The 20,522-nt window shown below is 48.5% G+C and carries 22 protein-coding genes and 2 pseudogenes; 18 read left to right on the top strand and 6 right to left on the bottom strand.

Features of this window, described 5'->3' with window-relative positions:
• Positions 1–2: 2 nt before the first annotated feature.
• Positions 3–179 (bottom strand): hypothetical protein, encoded by a 177-nt coding sequence (locus N7U64_RS13585; RefSeq protein WP_290830598.1) that lies wholly within the window; start codon positions 177–179, stop codon positions 3–5.
• A 56-nt stretch (positions 180–235) separates the two neighbouring features.
• Positions 236–1,357 (bottom strand): diguanylate cyclase, encoded by a 1,122-nt coding sequence (locus tag N7U64_RS13580; RefSeq protein WP_318930165.1) that lies wholly within the window; start codon positions 1,355–1,357, stop codon positions 236–238.
• A gap of 254 nt (positions 1,358–1,611) precedes the next feature.
• On the opposite strand from N7U64_RS13580, the pseudogene N7U64_RS15415 reads away from it, so the two are divergent.
• The 9 genes and pseudogenes from N7U64_RS15415 to N7U64_RS13540 form a co-directional block, all read left to right on the top strand.
• A pseudogene (locus N7U64_RS15415) lies at positions 1,612–2,257 on the top strand (GntP family permease); the annotation flags it as partial.
• An 86-nt stretch (positions 2,258–2,343) separates the two neighbouring features.
• A pseudogene (locus N7U64_RS15410) lies at positions 2,344–3,051 on the top strand (GntP family permease); the annotation flags it as partial.
• Between the two features lie 32 nt (positions 3,052–3,083).
• On the top strand, positions 3,084–3,785 hold the full coding sequence (locus N7U64_RS13570) for a CoA transferase subunit A (RefSeq protein WP_318930161.1): 702 nt from the start codon (positions 3,084–3,086) through the stop codon (positions 3,783–3,785).
• Positions 3,786–3,797: 12 nt separating this feature from the next.
• The gene (locus N7U64_RS13565) at positions 3,798–4,460 is read left to right on the top strand and encodes a 3-oxoacid CoA-transferase subunit B (RefSeq protein WP_318930160.1); all 663 of its coding nucleotides are present in this window, start codon (positions 3,798–3,800) and stop codon (positions 4,458–4,460) included.
• A 5-nt stretch (positions 4,461–4,465) separates the two neighbouring features.
• Positions 4,466–5,242, top strand: a complete 777-nt coding sequence (locus N7U64_RS13560; protein WP_318930158.1) for a 3-hydroxybutyrate dehydrogenase — start codon at positions 4,466–4,468, stop codon at positions 5,240–5,242.
• A gap of 13 nt (positions 5,243–5,255) precedes the next feature.
• Positions 5,256–6,446, top strand: coding sequence for an acetyl-CoA C-acetyltransferase (locus N7U64_RS13555; protein WP_318930156.1), 1,191 nt, complete (start codon positions 5,256–5,258; stop codon positions 6,444–6,446).
• Between the two features lie 185 nt (positions 6,447–6,631).
• Entirely contained in the window at positions 6,632–7,378 is a 747-nt protein-coding gene (locus tag N7U64_RS13550; protein ID WP_318930154.1) for a methionine ABC transporter ATP-binding protein, read from the top strand.
• Positions 7,371–8,033 (top strand): methionine ABC transporter permease, encoded by a 663-nt coding sequence (locus N7U64_RS13545; RefSeq protein WP_318930153.1) that lies wholly within the window; start codon positions 7,371–7,373, stop codon positions 8,031–8,033. Before N7U64_RS13550 ends, N7U64_RS13545 begins: the two co-directional genes overlap by 8 nt.
• Before the next feature lie 19 nt (positions 8,034–8,052).
• Complete coding sequence (locus N7U64_RS13540) at positions 8,053–8,871, top strand: MetQ/NlpA family ABC transporter substrate-binding protein (RefSeq protein WP_318930151.1); 819 nt, start codon at positions 8,053–8,055, stop codon at positions 8,869–8,871.
• A 94-nt stretch (positions 8,872–8,965) separates the two neighbouring features.
• Here N7U64_RS13540 and N7U64_RS13535 read toward each other — a convergent pair whose 3' ends face one another.
• On the bottom strand, positions 8,966–9,910 hold the full coding sequence (locus N7U64_RS13535) for a DUF2268 domain-containing protein (protein ID WP_318930150.1): 945 nt from the start codon (positions 9,908–9,910) through the stop codon (positions 8,966–8,968).
• A gap of 294 nt (positions 9,911–10,204) precedes the next feature.
• Between N7U64_RS13535 and brnQ the strand changes: the two genes are divergently transcribed.
• Both brnQ and N7U64_RS13525 read left to right on the top strand, forming a co-directional pair.
• The gene (gene brnQ / locus N7U64_RS13530; RefSeq protein WP_318930147.1) at positions 10,205–11,545 is read left to right on the top strand and encodes a branched-chain amino acid transport system II carrier protein; all 1,341 of its coding nucleotides are present in this window, start codon (positions 10,205–10,207) and stop codon (positions 11,543–11,545) included.
• Positions 11,546–11,683: 138 nt separating this feature from the next.
• Positions 11,684–12,793, top strand: a complete 1,110-nt coding sequence (locus N7U64_RS13525; protein WP_318930145.1) for a glycerol dehydrogenase — start codon at positions 11,684–11,686, stop codon at positions 12,791–12,793.
• An 83-nt stretch (positions 12,794–12,876) separates the two neighbouring features.
• Here the strand turns inward: N7U64_RS13525 and N7U64_RS13520 are convergent, their stop codons facing one another.
• The 3 genes from N7U64_RS13520 to N7U64_RS13510 form a co-directional block, all read right to left on the bottom strand.
• Positions 12,877–13,809: a cation diffusion facilitator family transporter gene (locus N7U64_RS13520; protein ID WP_318930144.1), complete on the bottom strand. Its 933-nt coding sequence runs from the start codon at positions 13,807–13,809 to the stop codon at positions 12,877–12,879.
• 193 nt (positions 13,810–14,002) lie between these two features.
• Complete coding sequence (locus N7U64_RS13515) at positions 14,003–14,935, bottom strand: peptidoglycan DD-metalloendopeptidase family protein (protein ID WP_318930143.1); 933 nt, start codon at positions 14,933–14,935, stop codon at positions 14,003–14,005.
• Between the two features lie 388 nt (positions 14,936–15,323).
• Positions 15,324–16,058 (bottom strand): peptidoglycan DD-metalloendopeptidase family protein, encoded by a 735-nt coding sequence (locus N7U64_RS13510; RefSeq protein WP_131502901.1) that lies wholly within the window; start codon positions 16,056–16,058, stop codon positions 15,324–15,326.
• 334 nt (positions 16,059–16,392) lie between these two features.
• Here N7U64_RS13510 and N7U64_RS13505 point away from each other — a divergent pair, with 334 nt between their 5' ends.
• The 7 genes from N7U64_RS13505 (at position 16,393) to N7U64_RS13475 (ending at position 20,515) form a co-directional block, all read left to right on the top strand.
• Positions 16,393–16,854, top strand: a complete 462-nt coding sequence (locus N7U64_RS13505) for an NUDIX hydrolase (RefSeq protein ID WP_251138672.1) — start codon at positions 16,393–16,395, stop codon at positions 16,852–16,854.
• A 149-nt stretch (positions 16,855–17,003) separates the two neighbouring features.
• The gene (locus tag N7U64_RS13500) at positions 17,004–17,879 is read left to right on the top strand and encodes an SDR family oxidoreductase (RefSeq protein WP_012370087.1); all 876 of its coding nucleotides are present in this window, start codon (positions 17,004–17,006) and stop codon (positions 17,877–17,879) included.
• 13 nt (positions 17,880–17,892) lie between these two features.
• Positions 17,893–18,081, top strand: a complete 189-nt coding sequence (locus N7U64_RS13495) for a hypothetical protein (RefSeq protein WP_318930141.1) — start codon at positions 17,893–17,895, stop codon at positions 18,079–18,081.
• A 133-nt stretch (positions 18,082–18,214) separates the two neighbouring features.
• Complete coding sequence (locus tag N7U64_RS13490; protein ID WP_318930140.1) at positions 18,215–18,505, top strand: hypothetical protein; 291 nt, start codon at positions 18,215–18,217, stop codon at positions 18,503–18,505.
• A 147-nt stretch (positions 18,506–18,652) separates the two neighbouring features.
• Positions 18,653–19,033 carry a GntR family transcriptional regulator gene (locus N7U64_RS13485; RefSeq protein WP_012370090.1) on the top strand — a complete coding sequence of 127 codons (381 nt, stop codon included), beginning with the start codon at positions 18,653–18,655 and terminating at the stop codon, positions 19,031–19,033.
• Entirely contained in the window at positions 19,026–19,706 is a 681-nt protein-coding gene (locus N7U64_RS13480) for an ABC transporter ATP-binding protein (RefSeq protein ID WP_318930139.1), read from the top strand. The genes N7U64_RS13485 and N7U64_RS13480 overlap by 8 nt, the downstream gene beginning before the upstream one ends.
• On the top strand, positions 19,703–20,515 hold the full coding sequence (locus N7U64_RS13475; protein ID WP_318930138.1) for a hypothetical protein: 813 nt from the start codon (positions 19,703–19,705) through the stop codon (positions 20,513–20,515). Before N7U64_RS13480 ends, N7U64_RS13475 begins: the two co-directional genes overlap by 4 nt.
• Positions 20,516–20,522 lie beyond the last annotated feature (7 nt).

The raw sequence follows: 20,522 nt of genomic DNA, 5'->3' as shown, positions 1-20,522 counted from the left end.
CCTTAGGAATGATTGGATTTGTTTCGTTCTTTTCGTTGTTGCCAGGCGACATACCCTTCGAGCATCGCGCCGACTAAAATCCCGGCAGAGACATACAGGTAAAAGTTATCGCCGATGTAGCCGAAGAGCAGACCAAGCAATAGACCGATGATAATGTAAGGTCCTTTTGTTAATTTCATGATGAATCACCTTCCTCATCATCAAACGTAGCCGATTTTTCCGAATTCGTCCATCCCTAATCGACAGGATGGGTAATCGCCACTTCAATTTCCTTTACAAAAAGCGTTACTTGATTCCGTCCGTTTTGTTTGGAATGGTACAAGGCGACGTCCGCATCCGTGACCAGCTGCTGAATCTCGGGTGTGGATTGCGGAAAATGAGCGACGCCAAATGAGGCGGTCAACGGTAACAGCGTCCCGTTCGGCAGTTGAAACGGCGAAGTGGCAATCCGTTCCCGTAATTGTTCAGCGAGCGCCAGGACTTTCGGGACCGTCAGCTGTTCGACGAGAACAGAAAATTCCTCGCCGCCGTTGCGGGAGATGTATCCGGCATCCGTCACACCGTCCCGCAAACGGGAAGCGAATTGTCGCAGGACCTCGTCGCCGGCTTCGTGACCGAACGTGTCATTGACATGCTTGAAGTGATCGATGTCGATCGTAATCAAGGCCACTTCATGCTGTTGTAAAATCATTTGCTGCTTCAAATCATCAAACCGATCCGTAAAAGCCCGGAAATTATGCAGGCCGGTCAAGAAGTCGCGCTGTGCCGTTTGCTGCCAGGTCCGCATCGACTGTTTTGTTAACCGGATATCGCGGATGATGACAAGCGCCAGCCAACTGCTGATGAATGAGGCCGGCAACACGACACTGAGAATATCGAGAATCAGTCCCGTGTCAGCTAAGACGTACGTCAAGACGAGCCCGTGCAGAAGAGTCGCATAAATCGTCACGATCGTAAAAGTCCGCTTGGAGTAGATTGGTAACCATTTGACGAGAAGGGACGTTCCGGCAGCCATTAAGAGGATGAACAGTGCCGCGGCATATGCCGAACTGTTCAGACTGACGCTGAAACGGTACAGGATGATGACGACGGTCACAATCATCGTCGGCAACGGACCAGCGAAGTAAGCAGCGACGATAACGGGAATGTGCCGCAAATCGATCAGGATACCGGGAACCGGTTCAAAAGTCATCTGCATCAGCAACCAGGACAGGAGACTCAAGCTGATTCCGTACAAAATACGGACCGAGCGTTTGGAATCGACGGTAATCGGGTGCGGCGACAATTTCCCAAGCAAATAAAAGCCGCTCATCAATAGGGTCAGGTTATGGATAAGATCATAAAGAATGGTTTTCAAATTTACGCACCTTGCTTTCGTGTTGCAAATCATTCTACCGTTAGAATACGCTACTGGCGTCGAATAGTCCTTCATCTGACTAAAAGATTTCTCAAAAAGTCATGAGAAGTAAAAATGTGTCTATAATGTGAACTTATAGAACCTATAAGCTCTACTTATAGGTTTGCGTTTTTTGATTGACCATTCGTTGATTCAATTGTTAAATGATGAAGAAGCAATTGAAAGCGCTTACTAAAACTTAAAGGAGATTCACCATGGAACTGATTATTATTCTTCTTGCCTTATCTTTATTAATGTTCGTAGCGTACCGTGGTTTTTCAGTCATCCTGTTCGCCCCGATCTGTGCCTTGTTCGCCGTCCTGTTGACGAACCCGGATTGGGTCTTACCGTTCTTCTCGAATATCTTCATGGAAAAAATGGTCGGCTTCATTAAGGCCTACTTCCCAGTATTCCTGCTCGGAGCCATCTTCGGGAAAGTCGTCGAGATGTCAGGAATCGCCGAATCGATTGCGAAGTCAATCATTCGGATGATCGGAGCGAAACGGGCGATTCTCGCCATCGTGCTGCTCGGAGCCATCTTGACATACAGCGGCGTCAGCCTGTTCGTCGTCGTCTTCGCGGTCTATCCGTTCGCAGCCAATCTGTTCCGGGAAGCGAATATCCCGAAACGTCTGATTCCGGGAACGATTGCGCTCGGTGCCTTTACATTTACGATGGACGCTCTGCCGGGTACACCGCAAATCCAAAACGTCATTCCCACGACGTTCTTTAAAACAGATATTTACGCAGCACCGATCATGGGATCGGTCGGCGGTTTGATTATTTTGACGGTTGGAATGTTCTATCTCGAATCGCGTAAACGGAAAGCCCATCAAGCGGGGGAAGGGTATGCCGGTTTTGAAGCGACGGCAGCCAGTACAGCTCCGCAAATGGAATTGAAAAATGAACCGGAGATGACACTTGAGACAGCGCAGCAGCCGGTCTACCGCCAAGTCCTGGCGTTTGTTCCGTTAATTTTAGTCGCCGTCATGAACAAATACTTCACGCTGGCGATTCCGAACTGGTATCCGGAAGGTTTTGATTTCGCTGCGATTGGTCTCGAAGCATTCGGTAAAATCGAGACACCGGCTGTTCTTGCCATCTGGTCCGTTCAAATGGCCTTGATCATCGGCATCATCTCGGCAATGCTGTATGACTTTAAAAAAGTCCGGACGAACTTCCAGGCCGGATTGAACCTCAGTATCGGCGGGGCGTTACTTGCTGTCATGAATACCGGGGCCGAGTATGGATTCGGCGGTGTGATCGCCGCTTTACCGGGCTTCAAGACGGTTTCAAACGGTATTTCGTCGACGTTCACCGATCCGCTCGTCAACGGTGCGGTCACGACGACCGCACTTGCCGGTGTGACGGGATCCGCGTCCGGCGGAATGGGAATCGCCCTCAGTGCGATGTCGGATAAATATACACAGGCGATCACTTCAGGCGGCGTTCCACCGGAAGTCATGCACCGGGTCATCTCGATGGCGTCCGGCGGCATGGATACGTTACCTCATAACGGAGCGGTCATCACCTTGCTTGCAGTCACCGGTTTGACACACCGTCAGTCGTACCGTGACATCTTTATGATTACTGTGTTAAAAACGGTCACCGTCTTCCTGATGATCGGATTGTACAATCTGACAGGTCTTTATTAAGCAACGGGGTTTAAAAAAGGGGGAAATGAACGATGCAACAAGGGAAAATCTACGATTCATTTACAGAAGCGACAGCCGACATTTTTGACGGGGCAACGCTCGTCGTCGGCGGGTTCGGCTTATGCGGCATTCCGGAAAAATCGATTGCCGCCTTGCAGCAACAAGGGGTCAAGGATTTAACGGTCATCAGCAATAACTGCGGTGTCGACGATTTCGGGCTCGGCATCTTGTTGCAATCCCGCCAGATTAAAAAGATGGTCTCTTCCTACGTCGGTGAAAACAAGACGTTTGAGCAGCAGTACTTGAGCGGTGAGATTGAAGTCGATCTCGTGCCGCAGGGGACGCTGGCAGAACGAATCCGGGCCGGCGGAGCAGGCATTCCCGGTTTTTACACACCAACCGGCGTCGGGACACCGATTGCGGAAGGCAAGGAACAAAAAGAGTTTGACGGCAAGACGTATCTGCTTGAAGAAGGGATCGTCGGTGACTTTGCCCTCGTCAAAGCCTGGAAAGCGGACAAACTCGGGAACCTCGTTTTCCGGAAAACATCCCGGAACTTCAATCCGCTTGTCGCGACAGCCGGGAAAGTGACGATCGTCGAAGTCGAGGAACTGGTCGAAGTCGGGGAACTCGATCCGAACGAAATCCATACGCCGGCCGTCTACGTCCAGCGCATCATCGTCGGAACAGACTACGAAAAACGCATCGAACGCCGGACAGTCCGGGAAGCATAAGGGGGAGTTACTATGGCAACGTCAAGAGAAATCATCATCAACCGTGCCCTGCAGGAAATCGAGGACGGGATGTACGTCAATCTTGGAATCGGGATTCCGACACTGATCGCCAATGCGATTCCGGCTGATGTACACGTCATGCTGCAATCGGAAAACGGGTTGCTCGGGATCGGACCGTATCCGCTCGAACATGAAGTCGACGCCGACGAAATCAATGCCGGCAAAGAGACGGTCACCGCACAAAAAGGCGCATCGTACTTCGACAGTGCCGAATCGTTTGCAATGATCCGCGGCGGCCACATCGATCTCGCGATTTTAGGCGGGATGGAAGTCGCCGAAAACGGTGATCTCGCGAACTGGATGATTCCCGGCAAGATGGTCAAAGGGATGGGCGGGGCGATGGATCTCGTCAACGGCGCCAAGCGGGTCGTCATCATCATGGAGCACGTCAATAAGTACGGCGAGTCGAAGGTCAAGGCACGGTGCACGTTACCGTTGACCGGTAGCCGGGTCGTCAACCGGTTGATCACGGATAAAGCCGTCTTTGATTTCACGGAAGCCGGGATGGTCTTGATTGAGACGCTCGACGGATTGACCGTTGAAGACATCCGCAACGTGACGGAAGCACAGTTTACCGTCAGTCCGGAACTGGAACGCATCAGCATAGGGGAGTGAGTCAGATGGTTAACGGAGATATCGTCCTCGTGACGGGAGCAGGAAGCGGAATCGGTCTTGAAATTTCAAAAGCCTTCGCTGAAGCAGGAGCAAAAGTCGTCATTACGGACGTGAATACGGAAGCAGCCGAAACAGCAGCAAAGTCATTGCAGGAAGCGGGACACGATGTCATCGGACTGACGCTGAACGTCACGGATGAAGCACAGGTCCAGTCGGTTTTCGCAAAAACGGTTGAGCATTACGGTCGACTCGATGTCTTAATCAACAATGCCGGTCTGCAACATGTTTCACCCATCGAAGAATTTCCGACGGAGAAGTTTGAACTGATGATCAAAATCATGCTGACAGCTCCGTTCATGGCGATCAAACATGCGTTTCCGCTGATGAAGGAGCAAGGGTACGGCCGGATCATCAACATGGCATCGATTAACGGACTGATTGGCTTTGCCGGAAAAGCCGCCTATAATTCGGCGAAACACGGACTGCTTGGTTTGACGAAAGTCGCGGCACTTGAAGGAGCGGAACACGGCATCACCGTCAATGCGTTATGCCCGGGTTACGTCGATACACCGCTTGTCCGGAATCAGATGGCGGATCTTGCGAAGACACGCCAAGTTGAACTGGAAAAAGTCCTCGAAGACGTCATCTATCCGCTTGTACCGCAAAAACGGTTGCTTGCGGTCGAAGAAATCGCGGATTATGCGTTATTCCTCGCGAGCCGTAAAGCAAAAGGCATTACCGGTCAGGCAAACGTCCTGGACGGCGGTTATACGATTCAATAAGGGGGACATCAGGATGAGCGAACAAGTCGTCATCGTCAGTGCGACACGGACAGCAATCGGCAGTTTTAACGGCAGTTTAAAAGATGTCCCGGCAACGAAACTCGGGGCAACGGTCATTCAGGCGGCACTCGAACAAGCGAATGTCGCGCCGCATCTCGTTGAAGAAGTCATCATGGGCAATGTCCTGCAGGCGGGACTCGGACAAAATCCGGCACGTCAGGCAAGTCTCTTCGCCGGTCTGCCGGAAACGGTTCCGGCGATGACGATCAACAAAGTCTGCGGTTCCGGTTTAAAGGCAATCCATCTTGCCTTCCAAGCCATTAAATCCGGTGAAGCCGACATCATCGTCGCCGGCGGAATGGAAAACATGAGTCAGGCACCTTATCTCTTGGGCGGAGCCCGGACCGGCTTACGCATGGGCGATCAGCCATTGGTCGATACAATCATCAAGGACGGTCTCGAATGCGCCTTTAACGATTATCATATGGGGATTACGGCGGAAAACCTGGCCGAGCAGTACACGATTTCCCGCGAAGCGCAGGATCAGTTCGCAGCAACGAGTCAACAAAAAGCGGAGCAGGCGATCGAAGCGGACCGGTTCCAGGCGGAAATCACACCGGTTGAGATTCCGCAACGTAAAGGCGATCCAATTATGTTTGTGGAAGATGAGTTTCCGCGTGCCGGCACGACCGCAGAATCACTCGCACGCCTGCGTCCGGCCTTCAAAAAGGGCGGGACAGTCACAGCCGGCAACGCCTCCGGAATCAATGACGGAGCGGCAGCAGTCGTCGTCATGTCGGCCCGTAAAGCAAAAGAACTCGGACTGACACCACTCGTTGAAATCGTCGCCAACGGAACATCCGGTGTCGATCCGAGCATCATGGGAATCGGTCCCGTCAAAGCCGTCGGACAGGCATTACAAAAAGCCGGTCTCGAACTTGACGCAATGGACGTCATCGAAGCGAACGAAGCGTTTGCTGCCCAGTCGCTTGCAGTCGACGCGGAACTCCGGTTTGATCCGGCGAAGCTAAACCGTAACGGTGGAGCGATTGCGCTCGGTCATCCGATCGGCGCCAGCGGAACACGGATCATGGTGACGTTGATTCACGAGATGTTACGGACCGGCGAAAGCTATGGTCTCGCAACCCTCTGCATCGGCGGCGGTCAAGGGATCGCGACGATCGTCAAGAAATTTGAAGGATGATTCTGGTTGTTGAATGATGGAATAAGGAATCCCCTTTGGACGTTATGTTCAGGTGGGATTCCATTTTTATTATCTAAATGATTTACTTCATTAGCGAAATGACGCAGGAAAGAAAAAGAGCGCAAAATATGGTAAAAAGAGACGGCTTACGGTAAAATGGAACACGTTGTAAGGGAGGGTGTCAGATGATTTCATTACAGAATGTCAGTAAAGCTTTTTCCAGACAGCCGGTTATCCAGTCCGTCGCCCTCTCGATTGAACAGGGCGAAGTGCATGGCATCATCGGAGCGAGCGGAGCCGGAAAATCGACGTTGCTCCGGCTGATGAATCTGCTGGAACAACCGGATACCGGCCGGATTGAATTCGATGGAATGGATTTAACGAATCTGTCGAACCGGCAGCTCCGGCAGACCCGGCAAAACATCGGCATGATTTTTCAGGACTTTAATCTGGTCGGGAACAAGACGGTCGAACAAAACATTGCCGTTTCACTTGAACTGGCTGGTGTCAAAAAGCGGGAGCGAACGGAACGGATTCAGGAGTGTCTCCGGTTCGTCGGTCTGGCCTCGTTCGCCGGCAAGTATCCGGCCGAACTGAGCGGAGGACAGAAGCAGCGTGTCGCCATTGCCCGGGCACTCGCCAACCGGCCGCGTGTGCTGTTATGTGACGAGCCGACGTCGTCGCTTGACCCGAGTAAGACGTCAGAAATCCTGCGTGTGTTGCAGAATATCAATCAGACGCTCGGCGTGACGATTGTCCTCGTCAGCCATGAGATGAACGTGATTCAGAGCATCTGCAACCGGGTCACGGTTATGGCGGACGGCCGGATTGAAGCGACCGTAGCGACTGAACCGGCGGGGATCACGGAAATTACAAGTGATGCCGGCTGGTTCCTGACCCAGTTGACAGAGCGGAGGGATCCACATGCCTGACATCGTGCTCGAATATGCGGCGGAAATCAGACTGGCGATCGGACAAACGTTCGTGATGGTCGGAATCTCGATTCTCGCGGCTCTTCTTCTCGGTTTACCGCTCGGAACCTGGCTTTATCTGTCACGTAAAGGACAGTTGCTGTCGAACCAGTTCGTCTTTTCGATTCTGAATTTATTCGTCAATACAATCCGGTCGTTTCCGTTTTTATTGCTCGTCGTTTTCCTGATTCCGTTTACGCGGTTCATTATCGGGACGGCGATCGGAACAGCGGCGGCGACGGTTCCGTTGGCGGTCATTGCCGTTGCCCATTACTCACGGCTCGTCGAACAATCGTTGCTTGAAGTGCCAAAAGGTGTCATCGAGGCGGCCGTTTCGATGGGCGCCTCGACGCGAGAAGTCGTCCTGAAGTTTTTATTCGTTGAAGCCCGGTCTGGTCTTGTCCTAGGACTGACGACATCGATCGTCAGCTTCATTTCCTATTCGACGATTATGGGGGTTGTCGGGGGCGGGGGGATCGGCGACTTTGCCGTCCGGTACGGCTATCAACAATTTCAGACGGAATTAATGCTCTATATGATTTTAATCATGGTCGTCCTGGTCCAACTGATTCAATTTACCGGAACGACCGCAGCACGCTTGCTCGATAAACGTTAACCGAAAGTAGGAATTTAAAATGAAAAAAATCATGACACTTCTCAGCGTTGCTGTCCTGGCACTGGCCGGATGTGGAAACGCGGATGAGAAAAACGAACAGAGTTCGACTCCAAAAACGGAAACGTTAAAAGTCGCGTCATTGATCAAACCGATGACGGAAATTCTCGACCTCGTTAAACCGGAACTGAAAAAAGAGGGAATCAATCTGGAAGTCGTGGTCCTCAGTGACAACGTGCAACCGAACAGTGCCCTGGCTGCAAAGGAAGTCGATGCGAACTTCTTCCAGCACGTACCGTACATGGAAGAATTCAACCGCAACAACAAGGCTGATTTAGTGCCGATCAAACCAATCTACTTTGCCAACTACGGTCTTTATTCGAAAGACTATAAAAAGATGGACCAGTTGCCGAAAGGTGCCGTCATTGCCATCGCAAACGATGTCTCAAACATCGACCGGTCACTTGCTCTGCTCGCTCAGCATGATGCGATTCAGTTGAAAAAGAAAACCGGTCCGTACTACACGATGAAAGACATCACGGAAAACAAACGTAACTTTAAGTTCAAGGAAGTCGATTTACTGATGCTCGCCCGTCTGTATGATGATGCCGATGCAGTCATCATGACGCCGGCCTATGCTTCACCGCTCGGTCTGACGCCGAAGAAAGATGCGCTCGTCACGGAAGGGATCGAAAATGACTTCGCCATCACACTCGTTGCCCGGAAGGACAATCAGGATTCGGAAGCGATTCAAAAGCTTGCGAAAGCGATGACAAGTCCGAAAGTCAAAAAGTTCCTCGAGGACAATTATGATGAAACGGCAATTCCTGCCTTTAAATGAGTGTTCGGCTTAAAAATCAAAACCACGAATCGCGTGTCTGCTTCAGAGACACGCGATTCGTGGTTTTTTTGTCGTTCGAGTATCAGGATGCCGTTTAACGAATGGTCAACCTCTTCGCATAACCGGTCTTCTCCAAAATATCAGTCGTCGGCATCGCAGTCCACTTGGCGACGGAAAGATCCGGATTTTTCTGAAGGAAGTCCGTCATGATCATATAACCGAGCGTATACTGGGCAAGCGGCGGAATGTCTTTGTCATAATTACCGTTTCGCAACTCGTACGCATCGACGTTATGGTGGTTGATCTGTTTCAACAGATTGTCTAATGTATGGTCGAGCAACGGTTCGGTCGCTTCCGATTTCCCTTTTGGATAGACCTGTGCAGCAAACATGTCCGCTTCACCTTCTAACATGATACCGTTGAATATCGAGTCGTGCGTGTTGTGTTCAAAAGCAACGGTATGGTGGTATTCATGAGCAACGGCATTTGCGAGTGTATCTTTTGAGAAGTCTTTTGCTAAGTAGAGCGTGAACAGATCAGTTCCGGAGGCAAAACCGGTAACGCCGCCGAAACGTTGAATATCGGCTGCGTTATGAACATTATAAGGCGCGACGAAGACCGTCAGCTTCTCTGTTCTCGGCAGTGCATCAATCGAAGTCTGAAGACTTTTTTTAATCTGTTGCTGAATGGCATCCTGATGCTTTTTTAAGTAAGCGATCGTTTTGTTCAGTTCTTCTGCGTTGTCGGTCGGAATTTCTAAAATACGTCGGTCTGTATAGGTATCTGTCAGTTTTTCTTTTTCAATCCATTTGTGTTTCGCAGCCAACACATGTTTCTCGAACAGGGCCCCATTCTCGGTCGGCTCTTTTAATGTCGCATCGACATACGACTGATAGGCATCGTACAGCGGAATGATTTGAATCGTCTGATGATCTTGTTTGAAGGTCAATTTCTGCGGTTCGGCCTTTTCAGCTTCCGGCGCATCGGTACAGCCTGCAAGCAGACTGGTCAAGGTAGCGGCAAGTAAAAGTCGTTTCATCCGGGTTCCTCCTTTGTCTAAAAAACCATAATTATCCATACGTAAAGTAATTGGTAAAAGTTTCATGATTTCCTCCTAGTCAGATGAACTTATGTTACCGATTACAAAAGAACAGCCCCAAATGGCAATATTTCGCTATTGAAGGATACGAGAACGTTTTCAGCTAAATTTTCAGAATATTCACCAGATAAACTCCTAGCACGAGGTCACAAACCTATGTTATCCTTTCGGACGAAGTACCTGATTTTGCTCGAGTCAACGAATCAGGTCGTAATTTAATAGTGGAGGTTTCTTATGTCTAAAACAGTTCCAACATCCTTTATCGTCGTCATCGGTATGATGCTGTTTGCCTTGTTTTTCGGGGCCGGAAATTTGATTTTTCCACCGATGCTCGGACAAATGGCAGGTGAGAACGTCTGGATTGCCAACGCCGGATTCCTGGTCACAGGCGTCGGGTTGCCGTTGCTGGCCATCTTGGCATTTGCTTATTCCGGTGAACCGGACTTACGGGCGATGGCGTCACGGGTCCATCCGATCTTTGGTCTTGTCTTTGCGATCATCCTGTACTTGGCAATCGGTCCGTTTTTTGCGATTCCGCGTGCCGGAACCGTTTCGTACGAGATTGGTATCAAACCTTTCTTCGGAGAAGGGGCATCGTCGACACCATTGCTGATTTTTTCGATTCTGTTTTATACGGTCGCGTGTCTGTTGTCATTGAATCCGACAAAAATCGTCGATGTCGTCGGCAAAATCCTGACACCGATTAAGATCACGTTCATCGGCTTATTGATTCTCGTCGCCGTGATTAAACCGATCGGAAGTTTTCAGAATCCTTTGACGACATATCAGCACAATGCCTTTTTTAACGGCTTCCAGGAAGGCTATTTGACGCTTGATGCACTCGGGGCGTTTGTGTTCGGAATCATCATCATTTCGGCGATTAAAGAAAAAGGGGTCACGTCGAAAAAACAATTGCTCGTCATTTGTTCGAAAGCCGCTTTGATTGCAGCAAGTTTACTGGCCGTCACGTATTCAGCGCTTGCCTTCATGGGCGCATCGAGCATCTCAAAAATCGGTCCATTGACGAACGGAGCGGAAATTCTGTCGGCGGTGTCCGATTATTACTTCGGCTCATACGGTTCGATTTTACTTGGATTGATGATCACGGTTGCGTGTCTGACAACGAGTGTCGGACTGATTACTGCCTGTGCGTCGTTCTTCTCACTGTTGTTGCCGCGGATTTCGTATGTCAAATGGACGATTGGTCTGTCGATCTTCAGTGCCCTTGTCGCCAATATCGGACTGACACAGTTGATCGCAATCTCCAAACCGGTTCTGTTGACACTGTATCCGTTAGCGATCTGTCTGATCTTCCTGACGTTCTTACACAACGTCTTTAAAGGAAAACCGGCCGTCTATCAAGGGGCGATGTGGATGACGTTTGCCGTCAGTCTGTTTGACGGACTGAAGGTGGCGAAAGCACCGGTCGAACCGGTCTTGCGTGTCTTTGAAAACATATTGCCGTTCTTTTCCGTCGGACTCGGTTGGGTCGTTCCGGCCATCATCGGGGCTGTCCTCGGCGGATTGTTCGGTCGGAAAAAAGCATACCGGACGGAACAGTCACGGGTTGCTTAAATTCAGTTGGTCTGGAAAAAAGCCGTTTCGATTTCGAATCGAAACGGCTTTTTGCGTTTAACGAACAGACCGAAAAGGAATGGCTTAAAATGTAAGCCATTGTTGATACTGTCGTTGAAGAAAGAAAGGATGTTGAACATGTCAGAACGTGTTTTCATTAGTCCGGCGAAGTATGTCCAAGGGAAAAATGTCATTGATCGGCTCGGTACATATGTGAGTCCGATTGGAGACGTGGCCCTAGTCATCGCCGATGATGTCGTTTGGAAAATCGTCGAGGAACGTGTCCATGCTTCATTTTCAGCAGAAGGAATCAAAATTGAAAAAGCAGATTTCAGCGGTGAAGCCTCAAAACATGAGGTCGAACGGATTGCCGCACAAGCAAAGGATGCCGGCGTGAAATTCGTCATGGGGGTCGGGGGCGGGAAGACGCTTGATACGGCAAAAGCCGTTTCGGACGAGTTCCATCTGCCGGTCGTCATCGTACCGACGATCGCTTCGACCGATGCGCCGACAAGTGCACTGTCCGTCATCTATTCGGATGAAGGAATCTTTGAGAGTTACCGTTTTTATAACAAAAATCCGGATCTTGTCTTGGTCGATACAAAATTGATTTCCGAAGCGCCGGCCCGTTTCTTTGCCTCGGGGATTGCCGATGCATTGGCGACATGGGTCGAGGTCCGGAGTGTCATTGCCTTCGGCGGCACGACGATGGCCGGAGGACGGCCGACGATTGCGGCGGAAGCGATTGCGAAACGCTGTGAAGAAGTGTTGTTCGAGCACGGACGTCTCGCTTATGAGTCGGTTCAGGCAAAGGTCGTCACACCGGCGCTTGAAGCTGTCGTTGAAGCCAATACGTTGCTCAGCGGTCTTGGGTTTGAAAGCGGTGGACTGGCGGCAGCACATGCCATCCATAACGGATTCACGGCGCTTGAAGGAGACATTCACCATTTGACACACGGGGAAAAAGTCGCGTTCGGGACGCTCGTCCAGTTGGCGCTCGAAGAACACCCGCAGGAAGAAATCGAACGGTACATTTCGTTCTATATGGATCTTGGACTGCCGGTCACACTGGAAGACGTCAAACTAAAAGATGCTTCACGCGAAGACATCTTAAAGGTCGGTAACGCAGCGACCGCAGAAGGGGAGACGATCCACAGCGGCTTTGATGTAACGGCGGATGAAGTGGCGGATGCCATCATTGCCGCTGACCGCTATTCAAAAGCTTATCAGGCGAAATTGAAGAACTGACGAAACGTTATACCAATGATAAGCAAAAAGGCGATTCTCCCGATTGAAGGGAAATCGCCTTTTTAGTGTAAGAATGGTTCTTATTAATGGACATGCTTCTGTTCCCCATGACAGTACAGTTGATTCTCATGGTCATGCTGAGCGGTCTCAACCTGAATCGTGGCATGAGTAATGCCGACATGTTTTAAGTCGTGGTCCAGTTGTTCCCGGATCGACTCCGATTCCCGGACCGTCATGTCGTCTTTGACGACGACGTGGCAGGATAACGCGTTGTAACCGCTCGTAATCGACCAAATATGAAGGTCGTGCAGACCAAGAATCGCTTCGTTCGTTTGAATGGTCGAGACGACCTGTTCGACATCAACGTCGCTTGGTGTACCTTCCATCAAGACATGGACCGCGGCCTTCGTCACGTAATAGCCGCTGCGCAGAACGAGGATTGCAACGATTATACTGGCGAGCGGATCCGCAATTCCCCAGCCGAAGAACAGGATCAACAGGGCGGCAATGATGGCTCCGATGGATCCGAGCATGTCACTTAAGACATGCAGGTAGGCACCACGCATGTTCAGATTATCTTCATGCCCGCTGCCGCGCGTCATGATCCAGGCAACGAGTAAGTTCACTAGAAGTCCGAGTGTACTGATGATTAACATCCCGGTCGTTGCGACAGCCGGAGGATCAACAAACCGCTGGACGGCTTCGACAAAGATATAAAGCGAAATGCCGATCAGGGCGACACCATTAAAGATTGCCGCGAGAATTTCGAATCGTTTCGAACCGAACGTCTTGTTTGCATCCGGCTTCTGATTGGAGAAGTGAAAGGCTGCGAGTGCGATGGCAAGTGAAATCGAATCGCTCAGCATATGCCCGGCGTCCGATAACAAAGCGAGACTGTTCGTCCAAAATCCACCGATTACCTCGATGATCATAAACAGCGTGATGATAACGAATGACAGAAGTAAAACTTTTTTATTATCCGTGTGATGATGATGGTGATTATGGTCATGTGCCATAACGGTCCCTCCTGTTACATTCAAATGTCTGTTTGAATTATAAAATACAAAACGTCTGTGGTCAATCGACGTATGTTTCATTTCCCACTGATGGACGAGAATGAAACGCGATCATTGGGCGGTATACGGTTGTATGAGACAACTGAAAAAAACATCCCCTTACTTCATGAGAAATAAGGGGATGTTTGAGTTGTTAGAGGTAGTTCAACGGATTGACGCTGCTTGCCGCCGATGTCGCACTGTAGACATATGTTCCGCGGTGCAGTTCAAAATGAAGATGTGTTCCGAACGCATTTCCTGTTTGACCGACAGTGCCGAGCAACTGTCCTTTTGAGACCGATTGTCCGACTGAGACTGACCGGCTGTTCATGTGGGCATAGAGACTCGTGAAGGAAGCGCCGTCAATTGAATGCTTGACCATGACATAATTACCGTACGCACCTTTTAATTGAGACGTAATGACTATCCCAGCTGCCGTCGCATAAACCGGTGTGCCTTTCGGGGCACCGTAATCGATTCCATTATGGAACGTATAGCCGTAGACACCGCTCGCTTGACCGTATCCTTGCGTAATCGGTCCACTGGTCGGTGTGATAAAGTCTTTTGAAGCCTTGACAGCACCACCTGTCGAATTCGTCAGTGACGTGACGGTATATTTCTTCACGTAATCGGCGTGAACAAACCGTTTATTGCCGTTGTATAAGAATTTAATCCAATCGCCGGTCCGGCCGAGGTAACGGAAAGTCTGACCGCTGTTGACGGTTCCGACCTGGGAACTGCTTGTGGATGAGCTGCTTCTGACACGGAGATTATCGACCATGATCTTGATTTTATATGATGTCGTGACAGAATATTTTTTAACATATGTAGAAGAGACATAGACTTTGCGTGATCCGTAAAGTATTTTCGTCCAGTTCCCGGTCCGGCCTAAGTATTTGTATGTATCGCCTTTATCAAGACCGGTGATGATGCCGTATGTCGTAGCTGGTCCGGTCCGGGCCCGTAATCCGTCGTTCATGACTTTGACCTTATAAAACGTTGCCGCATCTGCTTTTGGTACGGCATATGTCGAGAAACCGGCGACGGCGATAGCAGATACCGTCAGCGTAGTAAGTAATTTTTTCAAATCAGTAAATCCTCCTTTAAATCTGTCGGACTGAATCCGTATGTGGGTGAAGCAATATGTAAGTTTATTTTATGAATTTCTTAGATGAGTGTACCATTAGTAAAAATGTTTAAATATTACAATATTATTTCTGTAATGTTTCGATATTTTATATTATAGAGAACAGAAAATCTATTTTACCTTAATTTAGGAATTTTAATTCTTATTGATTTTTCTGTAAAAGTCAGATTTTTATTGATTAGACAACGATTTTTAAAAGGTGTCAGGAAATCAGAACAATCAGTATGTTATGATGAATTTTCCAATAATTAGAATGAATTTATTTCAAAGGACTTATTTCCAAAAAGGTTTAAAAAAACGGACAACCGAAAACGGTTGTCCGAAATGATTATAAAACGCTGAGCGGATTGATCGTGTTGACTGCTGAAGTTCCGCTGTAGATGTAACCGCCGCGGTGCAGTTCGAAGTGAAGGTGTGAACCGGTTGAGTTTCCGGTGCTGCCGACATTTCCGATTTTTGAGCCTTTTGCGACTGATTGACCGGTGTAGACGGAACGTTTGCTGAGATGAGCATAAACACTTGTGTAGGTTGAACCGTTCACTTTATGTTTCATCATGACATAGTTGCCGTAGGCGCCTTGATAACCTGATTTAATGACTCTGCCGGAAGCAGTCGCACGGACCGTTTTCCCTGTGGCTGCTGCGATGTCGATGCCGTTATGGAACGTATATCCGTAGCGGCCGCTCGCTTTTCCGTATCCTTGAGAAATGCGTCCGCTTGTCGGACGGAGGAAACCTGTCGAGTGGGAAGCTTTTTTGGCTGTTGCCTTTTTCCCGATGCTATATCGTTTTACATAACTGGAATAGACGTACCGTTTTTTACCGCCGTACGAAATTTTTGTCCACTTGCCTTTTTTACCATAGTATTTAAAAGTTTTTCCGGCATTGACACCGCCGACGATTTTATATTTTGTGGAAGGACCGGTCCGGACACGTAATCCATCGGCCATGACTTTGACTTTGTAAGAAGAAGAGCTTGCAGCCTCGACCTTACCTGTACCCGTGCTAGCAAATCCTGAAACGACGAGTGCGCTCATCGTGACGGTTGTTAAAATACGTTTCATGTAGTAGTTCCTCCTGATGTGAAAACAATTGACGGTCGATGAGTTGTGACAGATCGCATCTGTCTATAAGTTGTAGGCTGTATATGAATACTGCGTCGAAGTAGTGAATTTGATAAACCGAGTATAGCATCGAGTGTTTTGAAAATAATATTTCAGTTTGATTGCTTAAATATAGGTAATTAATATGTATTGTAATATATCGATAGGAATGATTCTGAAATACCGTCATACCAGGGAAAATTTTATTACAGGGTATGAGTTTTATGACATAATCCGGAATATGTGAAAATGTGATAAAGTATGGGTCGATAGCGAATTGGAGGAGAAGATGAAGATGGATATCAAGTTTACAGTAGGGCAACAACGCTTTAACCACCGGGCAGCGGGAGTCATTATTAAAGACGGACATCTGTTGATTCACCGGAATGTCCGGGATGAGTTTTGGGCATTGCCGGGCGGAAGGATTCAATTGATGGAGAACGGGGAGGCGGCAATCGTCCGGGAAATCAAAGAAGAACTCGGATTAAAGGCCGAGGTCACACGCTTTTTATCCGTTCATGAAAACTTTTTTACATATGAAGACGTGTCTTTTCATGAAGTCGGCTTTTATTATGAAGTAACTATTTTGGGTGATATGGCGGTCACGACCGAAGAATTTTTCGGAGTGGAAGGCGAAGAATTGATTTATCGATATGTTCCAATCGAACAATTAGAGACAGTGAAGCTGTATCCTGAAAAATTGATGAAAATGATTCAGTCTGGTGAATGGTCGCCATTATTTTCAAATGAAGAATGACTGTGTTACGTTTCTTCTCCTCATATAGAAGAAACGAACTAAAAAAAACGATAATTTTTATCGTTTTTTTTTCGTTAGACGTTTATTGATATATGGCAAGGGAATGTTAATGAAGGTAGTCATTAAATAGTGAAAAGGGGTTGGGTCATATGCGCGAAGAAGAATTGGAGCAGATGCATCAACAAGCACGGGGACAAACACAGGATCAGCAACCGGGAATCGAAGCGGAAATGCATCCTGAACCGGTGTACGACGACCCGGAATACGTCGGATCAGGTAAGTTAAAAGGCAAAGTGGCGTTGGTGACAGGCGGAGACAGCGGTATTGGGCGTGCCGTCGCGATTGCCTATGCCAAAGAGGGCGCAAACGTCGCCATCGTGTACTTAAATGAGGGACGGGATGCAGAAAAAACGAAACAATTGATTGAAGGGTATGGTGTAAAGGCACTGGCGCTTGCGAAAGATGTCAGTCAACCGGAGAACGCCCAACCGATTATTGATCAGGTCATTCAAGAGTTTGGTCAATTGAATATCCTGGTCAACAATGCCGGAAAACAGTTCCCGCAAGACGATTTCTTGGCGATCACACCGGATCAGTTAAAAGAGACGTTCGAAACGAATCTCTTTTCAATGTTTTATCTGACGCAGGCTGCGTTACCGCATTTGAACAAGGAAGATTCGATCATCAATACATCGTCCGTCACGGCGTATCGCGGGGCACCATCACTGATCGATTACTCGGCAACCAAAGGGGCAATCACGACGTTGACGCGTTCGCTGGCGTCAAACTTGATTGAAAAAGGGATTCGCGTCAATGCCGTTGCACCCGGTCCGATTTGGACGCCGCTCATCCCGGCAACGTTCACAAAAGAAAAGGTGGAAGCACACGGGGAAGACACACCGATGAAACGACGCGGCCAACCGTCGGAAAACGCACCGGCGTATGTCTACCTGGCGTCACGCGACTCCAGTTACGTCACCGGTCAAACGATTCATATCAACGGCGGCGATTACATTACATCATAAGGAGGAACTCATCATGAAGAAAAATCCGAATGAAGTGCCGGAACACGAACCGGATCAACAACCGGACGAGATTCCGACGACACCTCCGTCAGAAATTCCGGATACACCGCAGGAAGATCCAATCCGTCAACCGGAGCCGGACACGTTCCCGGAACCAACGGAAATTCCGGATACACCGCAAGAAGATCCAACACCCTACTAAACAAGACAGGCTGATTCTGGACATCGTCCAGAGTCAGTTTTTTTATTCCAAAGCTTTTTGATAATTTCAAATAATTTGGGAACCCTTACATTATCTTGAACGTAAAATAAGATATCAAAAGGGGGAATTACTTATGGACATTCTATTTGCATTTTTGGCACTAGGGGCGGGATTTTGGTTTTTCTACAGTTACTTACTTGGATTCCGAAATAAAAACATCACGATGACGTTTGACGATCGGTTCTATGCACTCGAAGATCACGTCAAAGCGATTGAACAAAAATTAAAACAGGATGGAAAACTGGTCGAATATTTAGGGAACCGTCGCTTTTTGGTCAATGGAAAACGGTATCTGTTCGTCGAGCGGACGGTACCAATGTCGGGGATTCCGGTTCAACAGACGATTTTGGAATATCAAAAGTAATGGAACTCAAGATGTTGTCTCTATTTTTAGAGACAGCATCTTTTTTTTGGAAAGTAATTGACAGCCAACTGTATTACCCGTATGATACAGAAAGAAAGTGTATTACTGTTTTAATACAATGAACGGAAGAAGGAGGTCAAGGACCTGATGCAATTTGACCAAAGAAGCCCGGTGTATCTTCAAGTCGTCCGTTGGTTCAAGGAACAAATCGCAACGGAAGAACTGAAGTGCGGACAGGAAATCCCATCGCGCCGGGAAATCGCCGCGCAGCTGGGAATCAATCCAAATACAGCGCAGAAAGCCTATAAAGAGATGGAGGAACAAAATTTGATCACGACAGAACGAAACGTCCCGAGTAAGATCACGATGGATCAGGAAATCGTCAAAAAAGTCCGGACGGAGATGCTCGATGAAGCCGTCGCCCAGTTCATCGAGGCCGTCCAAGCGATTCAGATTCCGCTTGGTGAAGTCGTCACGAAAGTCGAAACCGTCTATCAATCAACGGAACGGAGGAAGGTCGATGCTTGAAGTCCATGGCTTAAAAAAACGATACGGTCGGAAAAAACCGATTCTTGAAGGTGTCTCCTTTTCGGTGCGTCCGGACAGCATCACCTGTCTGATCGGCTTAAACGGGGAAGGGAAATCAACGATCTTAAAAGCGATCATGGGACTTGTCCCGGTTGATGCCGGAACCGTCCTCGTCAATGGCGAAGTCTCACGTGACAAAATCGCCTTTGTTCCAGACCTGCAGACGATGCCCGGCTATATGACGATCGGGGATGCTCTTCTTTACATGGGCGACTATTATCCGGACTGGAATCCAAAGGTCGCCGAAGAGCTGATGGGGTTGTTCAAGTTACTGACGACCGACAAAATTTTGGAACTGTCAAAAGGGAATCAGGCGAAGTTCAGTCTCGTGCTTGGTTTTGCACTCGACCGGCCATATTTGTTGCTCGACGAACCGTTTGCCGGAATTGATTTATTTACGAAAGAACAGATTGCCTGGATCTTTTCGAGTCATTACATGGAAGGACGCGGCATCCTGATGACGACACACGAAATCATTGAAATCGAACACCTGATTGACCGGGTCGTCTTCTTACAGGATGGTCGGATTATCGATGAACACGATACGGAAGAGATGCGTGAAGTATACGGAAAATCGGTCCAGGACCGGATTCGGGAGGTTTATCAGCGATGAAACAGTACCTGATGTTAACGAACGAAGAGTTAAAACGAAGCTGGAAAATGATTGTCTCGGTCATCCTTGCGATGGCGGGTATTGAAATCCTGACCGTCGTCGGACGGGTCATCTATCATGAACGTCAGGTGCAGGACTATATGAGCTACGCGAAAGTAAGCGAATCAGATGCTATCCGCACGATTGAAAAGTTATCGTTTGAACAGGCCAGCTCGTATTTCAGCTATATTATCTTGATCGGAGTAGCTCTTGTGTTGCTGTATGCTGTTCAAATCTGGTATCGGGACTGGCTGGGAGAGTCCAAGTACATATACCGTTTACTGTTGTTACCGGGCAACCGGGCAAAAATCTTTTTTGCTAAATTTACCTCGCTGGCTCTTGTCATCATTAGCTTCATTGGTTTGCAGTGGGTAGTCATTCAGCTCAGTTTTGTCATATTCAACTGGATGATTAAGGATGACTACCGTGCAACTTCTACTCTTGGGTTGTCTCGGACTTTAAAACAGTTATATACGATGAATCTGTCAGACGTACTCGTCATTGTAACGCTTGCCCTGTTTATCATCAGCTTTTTGTTTATGCTCGTGCTGTTGGAACGGTCGTATCGCAAAGTAAAAGGATTGTTGTTCATCGTGCTTGAAGTCATTGCGCTTGTCGTGATCATGATGGGCGGTATGTACGTCATTGAAACGCTCGATATCTTTTTGTCACAGGAAATATCTGCAATCATGATAGCGCTTTTTGTTTTCTACTTTATTTATACGATTTGGAAAAGCCTGCGCTTGTTAAAATGGAAAATTTCGGTCTGAGGAGGAC

This window comes from Exiguobacterium sp. K1, from assembly GCF_033721435.1.
GTDB lineage: Bacteria > Bacillota > Bacilli > Exiguobacteriales > Exiguobacteriaceae > Exiguobacterium_A > Exiguobacterium_A artemiae.
Note: the sequence above shows the minus strand (reverse complement) of the source record. Positions and strands in the feature narration are given on the sequence as shown.

What these genes read in the sequence shown, in the direction of transcription:
- N7U64_RS13585 (WP_290830598.1), bottom strand. Translation starts at nt 179, where the DNA reads ATGAAATTAACAAAAGGACCTTACATTATCATCGGTCTATTGCTTGGT.
- N7U64_RS13570 (WP_318930161.1), top strand. Translation starts at nt 3,084, where the DNA reads ATGCAACAAGGGAAAATCTACGATTCATTTACAGAAGCGACAGCCGAC.
- N7U64_RS13565 (WP_318930160.1), top strand. Translation starts at nt 3,798, where the DNA reads ATGGCAACGTCAAGAGAAATCATCATCAACCGTGCCCTGCAGGAAATC.
- N7U64_RS13560 (WP_318930158.1), top strand. Translation starts at nt 4,466, where the DNA reads ATGGTTAACGGAGATATCGTCCTCGTGACGGGAGCAGGAAGCGGAATC.
- N7U64_RS13555 (WP_318930156.1), top strand. Translation starts at nt 5,256, where the DNA reads ATGAGCGAACAAGTCGTCATCGTCAGTGCGACACGGACAGCAATCGGC.
- N7U64_RS13550 (WP_318930154.1), top strand. Translation starts at nt 6,632, where the DNA reads ATGATTTCATTACAGAATGTCAGTAAAGCTTTTTCCAGACAGCCGGTT.
- N7U64_RS13545 (WP_318930153.1), top strand. Translation starts at nt 7,371, where the DNA reads ATGCCTGACATCGTGCTCGAATATGCGGCGGAAATCAGACTGGCGATC.
- N7U64_RS13540 (WP_318930151.1), top strand. Translation starts at nt 8,053, where the DNA reads ATGAAAAAAATCATGACACTTCTCAGCGTTGCTGTCCTGGCACTGGCC.
- N7U64_RS13535 (WP_318930150.1), bottom strand. Translation starts at nt 9,910, where the DNA reads ATGAAACGACTTTTACTTGCCGCTACCTTGACCAGTCTGCTTGCAGGC.
- brnQ (WP_318930147.1), top strand. Translation starts at nt 10,205, where the DNA reads ATGTCTAAAACAGTTCCAACATCCTTTATCGTCGTCATCGGTATGATG.
- N7U64_RS13525 (WP_318930145.1), top strand. Translation starts at nt 11,684, where the DNA reads ATGTCAGAACGTGTTTTCATTAGTCCGGCGAAGTATGTCCAAGGGAAA.
- N7U64_RS13520 (WP_318930144.1), bottom strand. Translation starts at nt 13,809, where the DNA reads ATGGCACATGACCATAATCACCATCATCATCACACGGATAATAAAAAA.
- N7U64_RS13510 (WP_131502901.1), bottom strand. Translation starts at nt 16,058, where the DNA reads ATGAAACGTATTTTAACAACCGTCACGATGAGCGCACTCGTCGTTTCA.
- N7U64_RS13505 (WP_251138672.1), top strand. Translation starts at nt 16,393, where the DNA reads ATGGATATCAAGTTTACAGTAGGGCAACAACGCTTTAACCACCGGGCA.
- N7U64_RS13500 (WP_012370087.1), top strand. Translation starts at nt 17,004, where the DNA reads ATGCGCGAAGAAGAATTGGAGCAGATGCATCAACAAGCACGGGGACAA.
- N7U64_RS13495 (WP_318930141.1), top strand. Translation starts at nt 17,893, where the DNA reads ATGAAGAAAAATCCGAATGAAGTGCCGGAACACGAACCGGATCAACAA.
- N7U64_RS13490 (WP_318930140.1), top strand. Translation starts at nt 18,215, where the DNA reads ATGGACATTCTATTTGCATTTTTGGCACTAGGGGCGGGATTTTGGTTT.
- N7U64_RS13485 (WP_012370090.1), top strand. Translation starts at nt 18,653, where the DNA reads ATGCAATTTGACCAAAGAAGCCCGGTGTATCTTCAAGTCGTCCGTTGG.
- N7U64_RS13480 (WP_318930139.1), top strand. Translation starts at nt 19,026, where the DNA reads ATGCTTGAAGTCCATGGCTTAAAAAAACGATACGGTCGGAAAAAACCG.
- N7U64_RS13475 (WP_318930138.1), top strand. Translation starts at nt 19,703, where the DNA reads ATGAAACAGTACCTGATGTTAACGAACGAAGAGTTAAAACGAAGCTGG.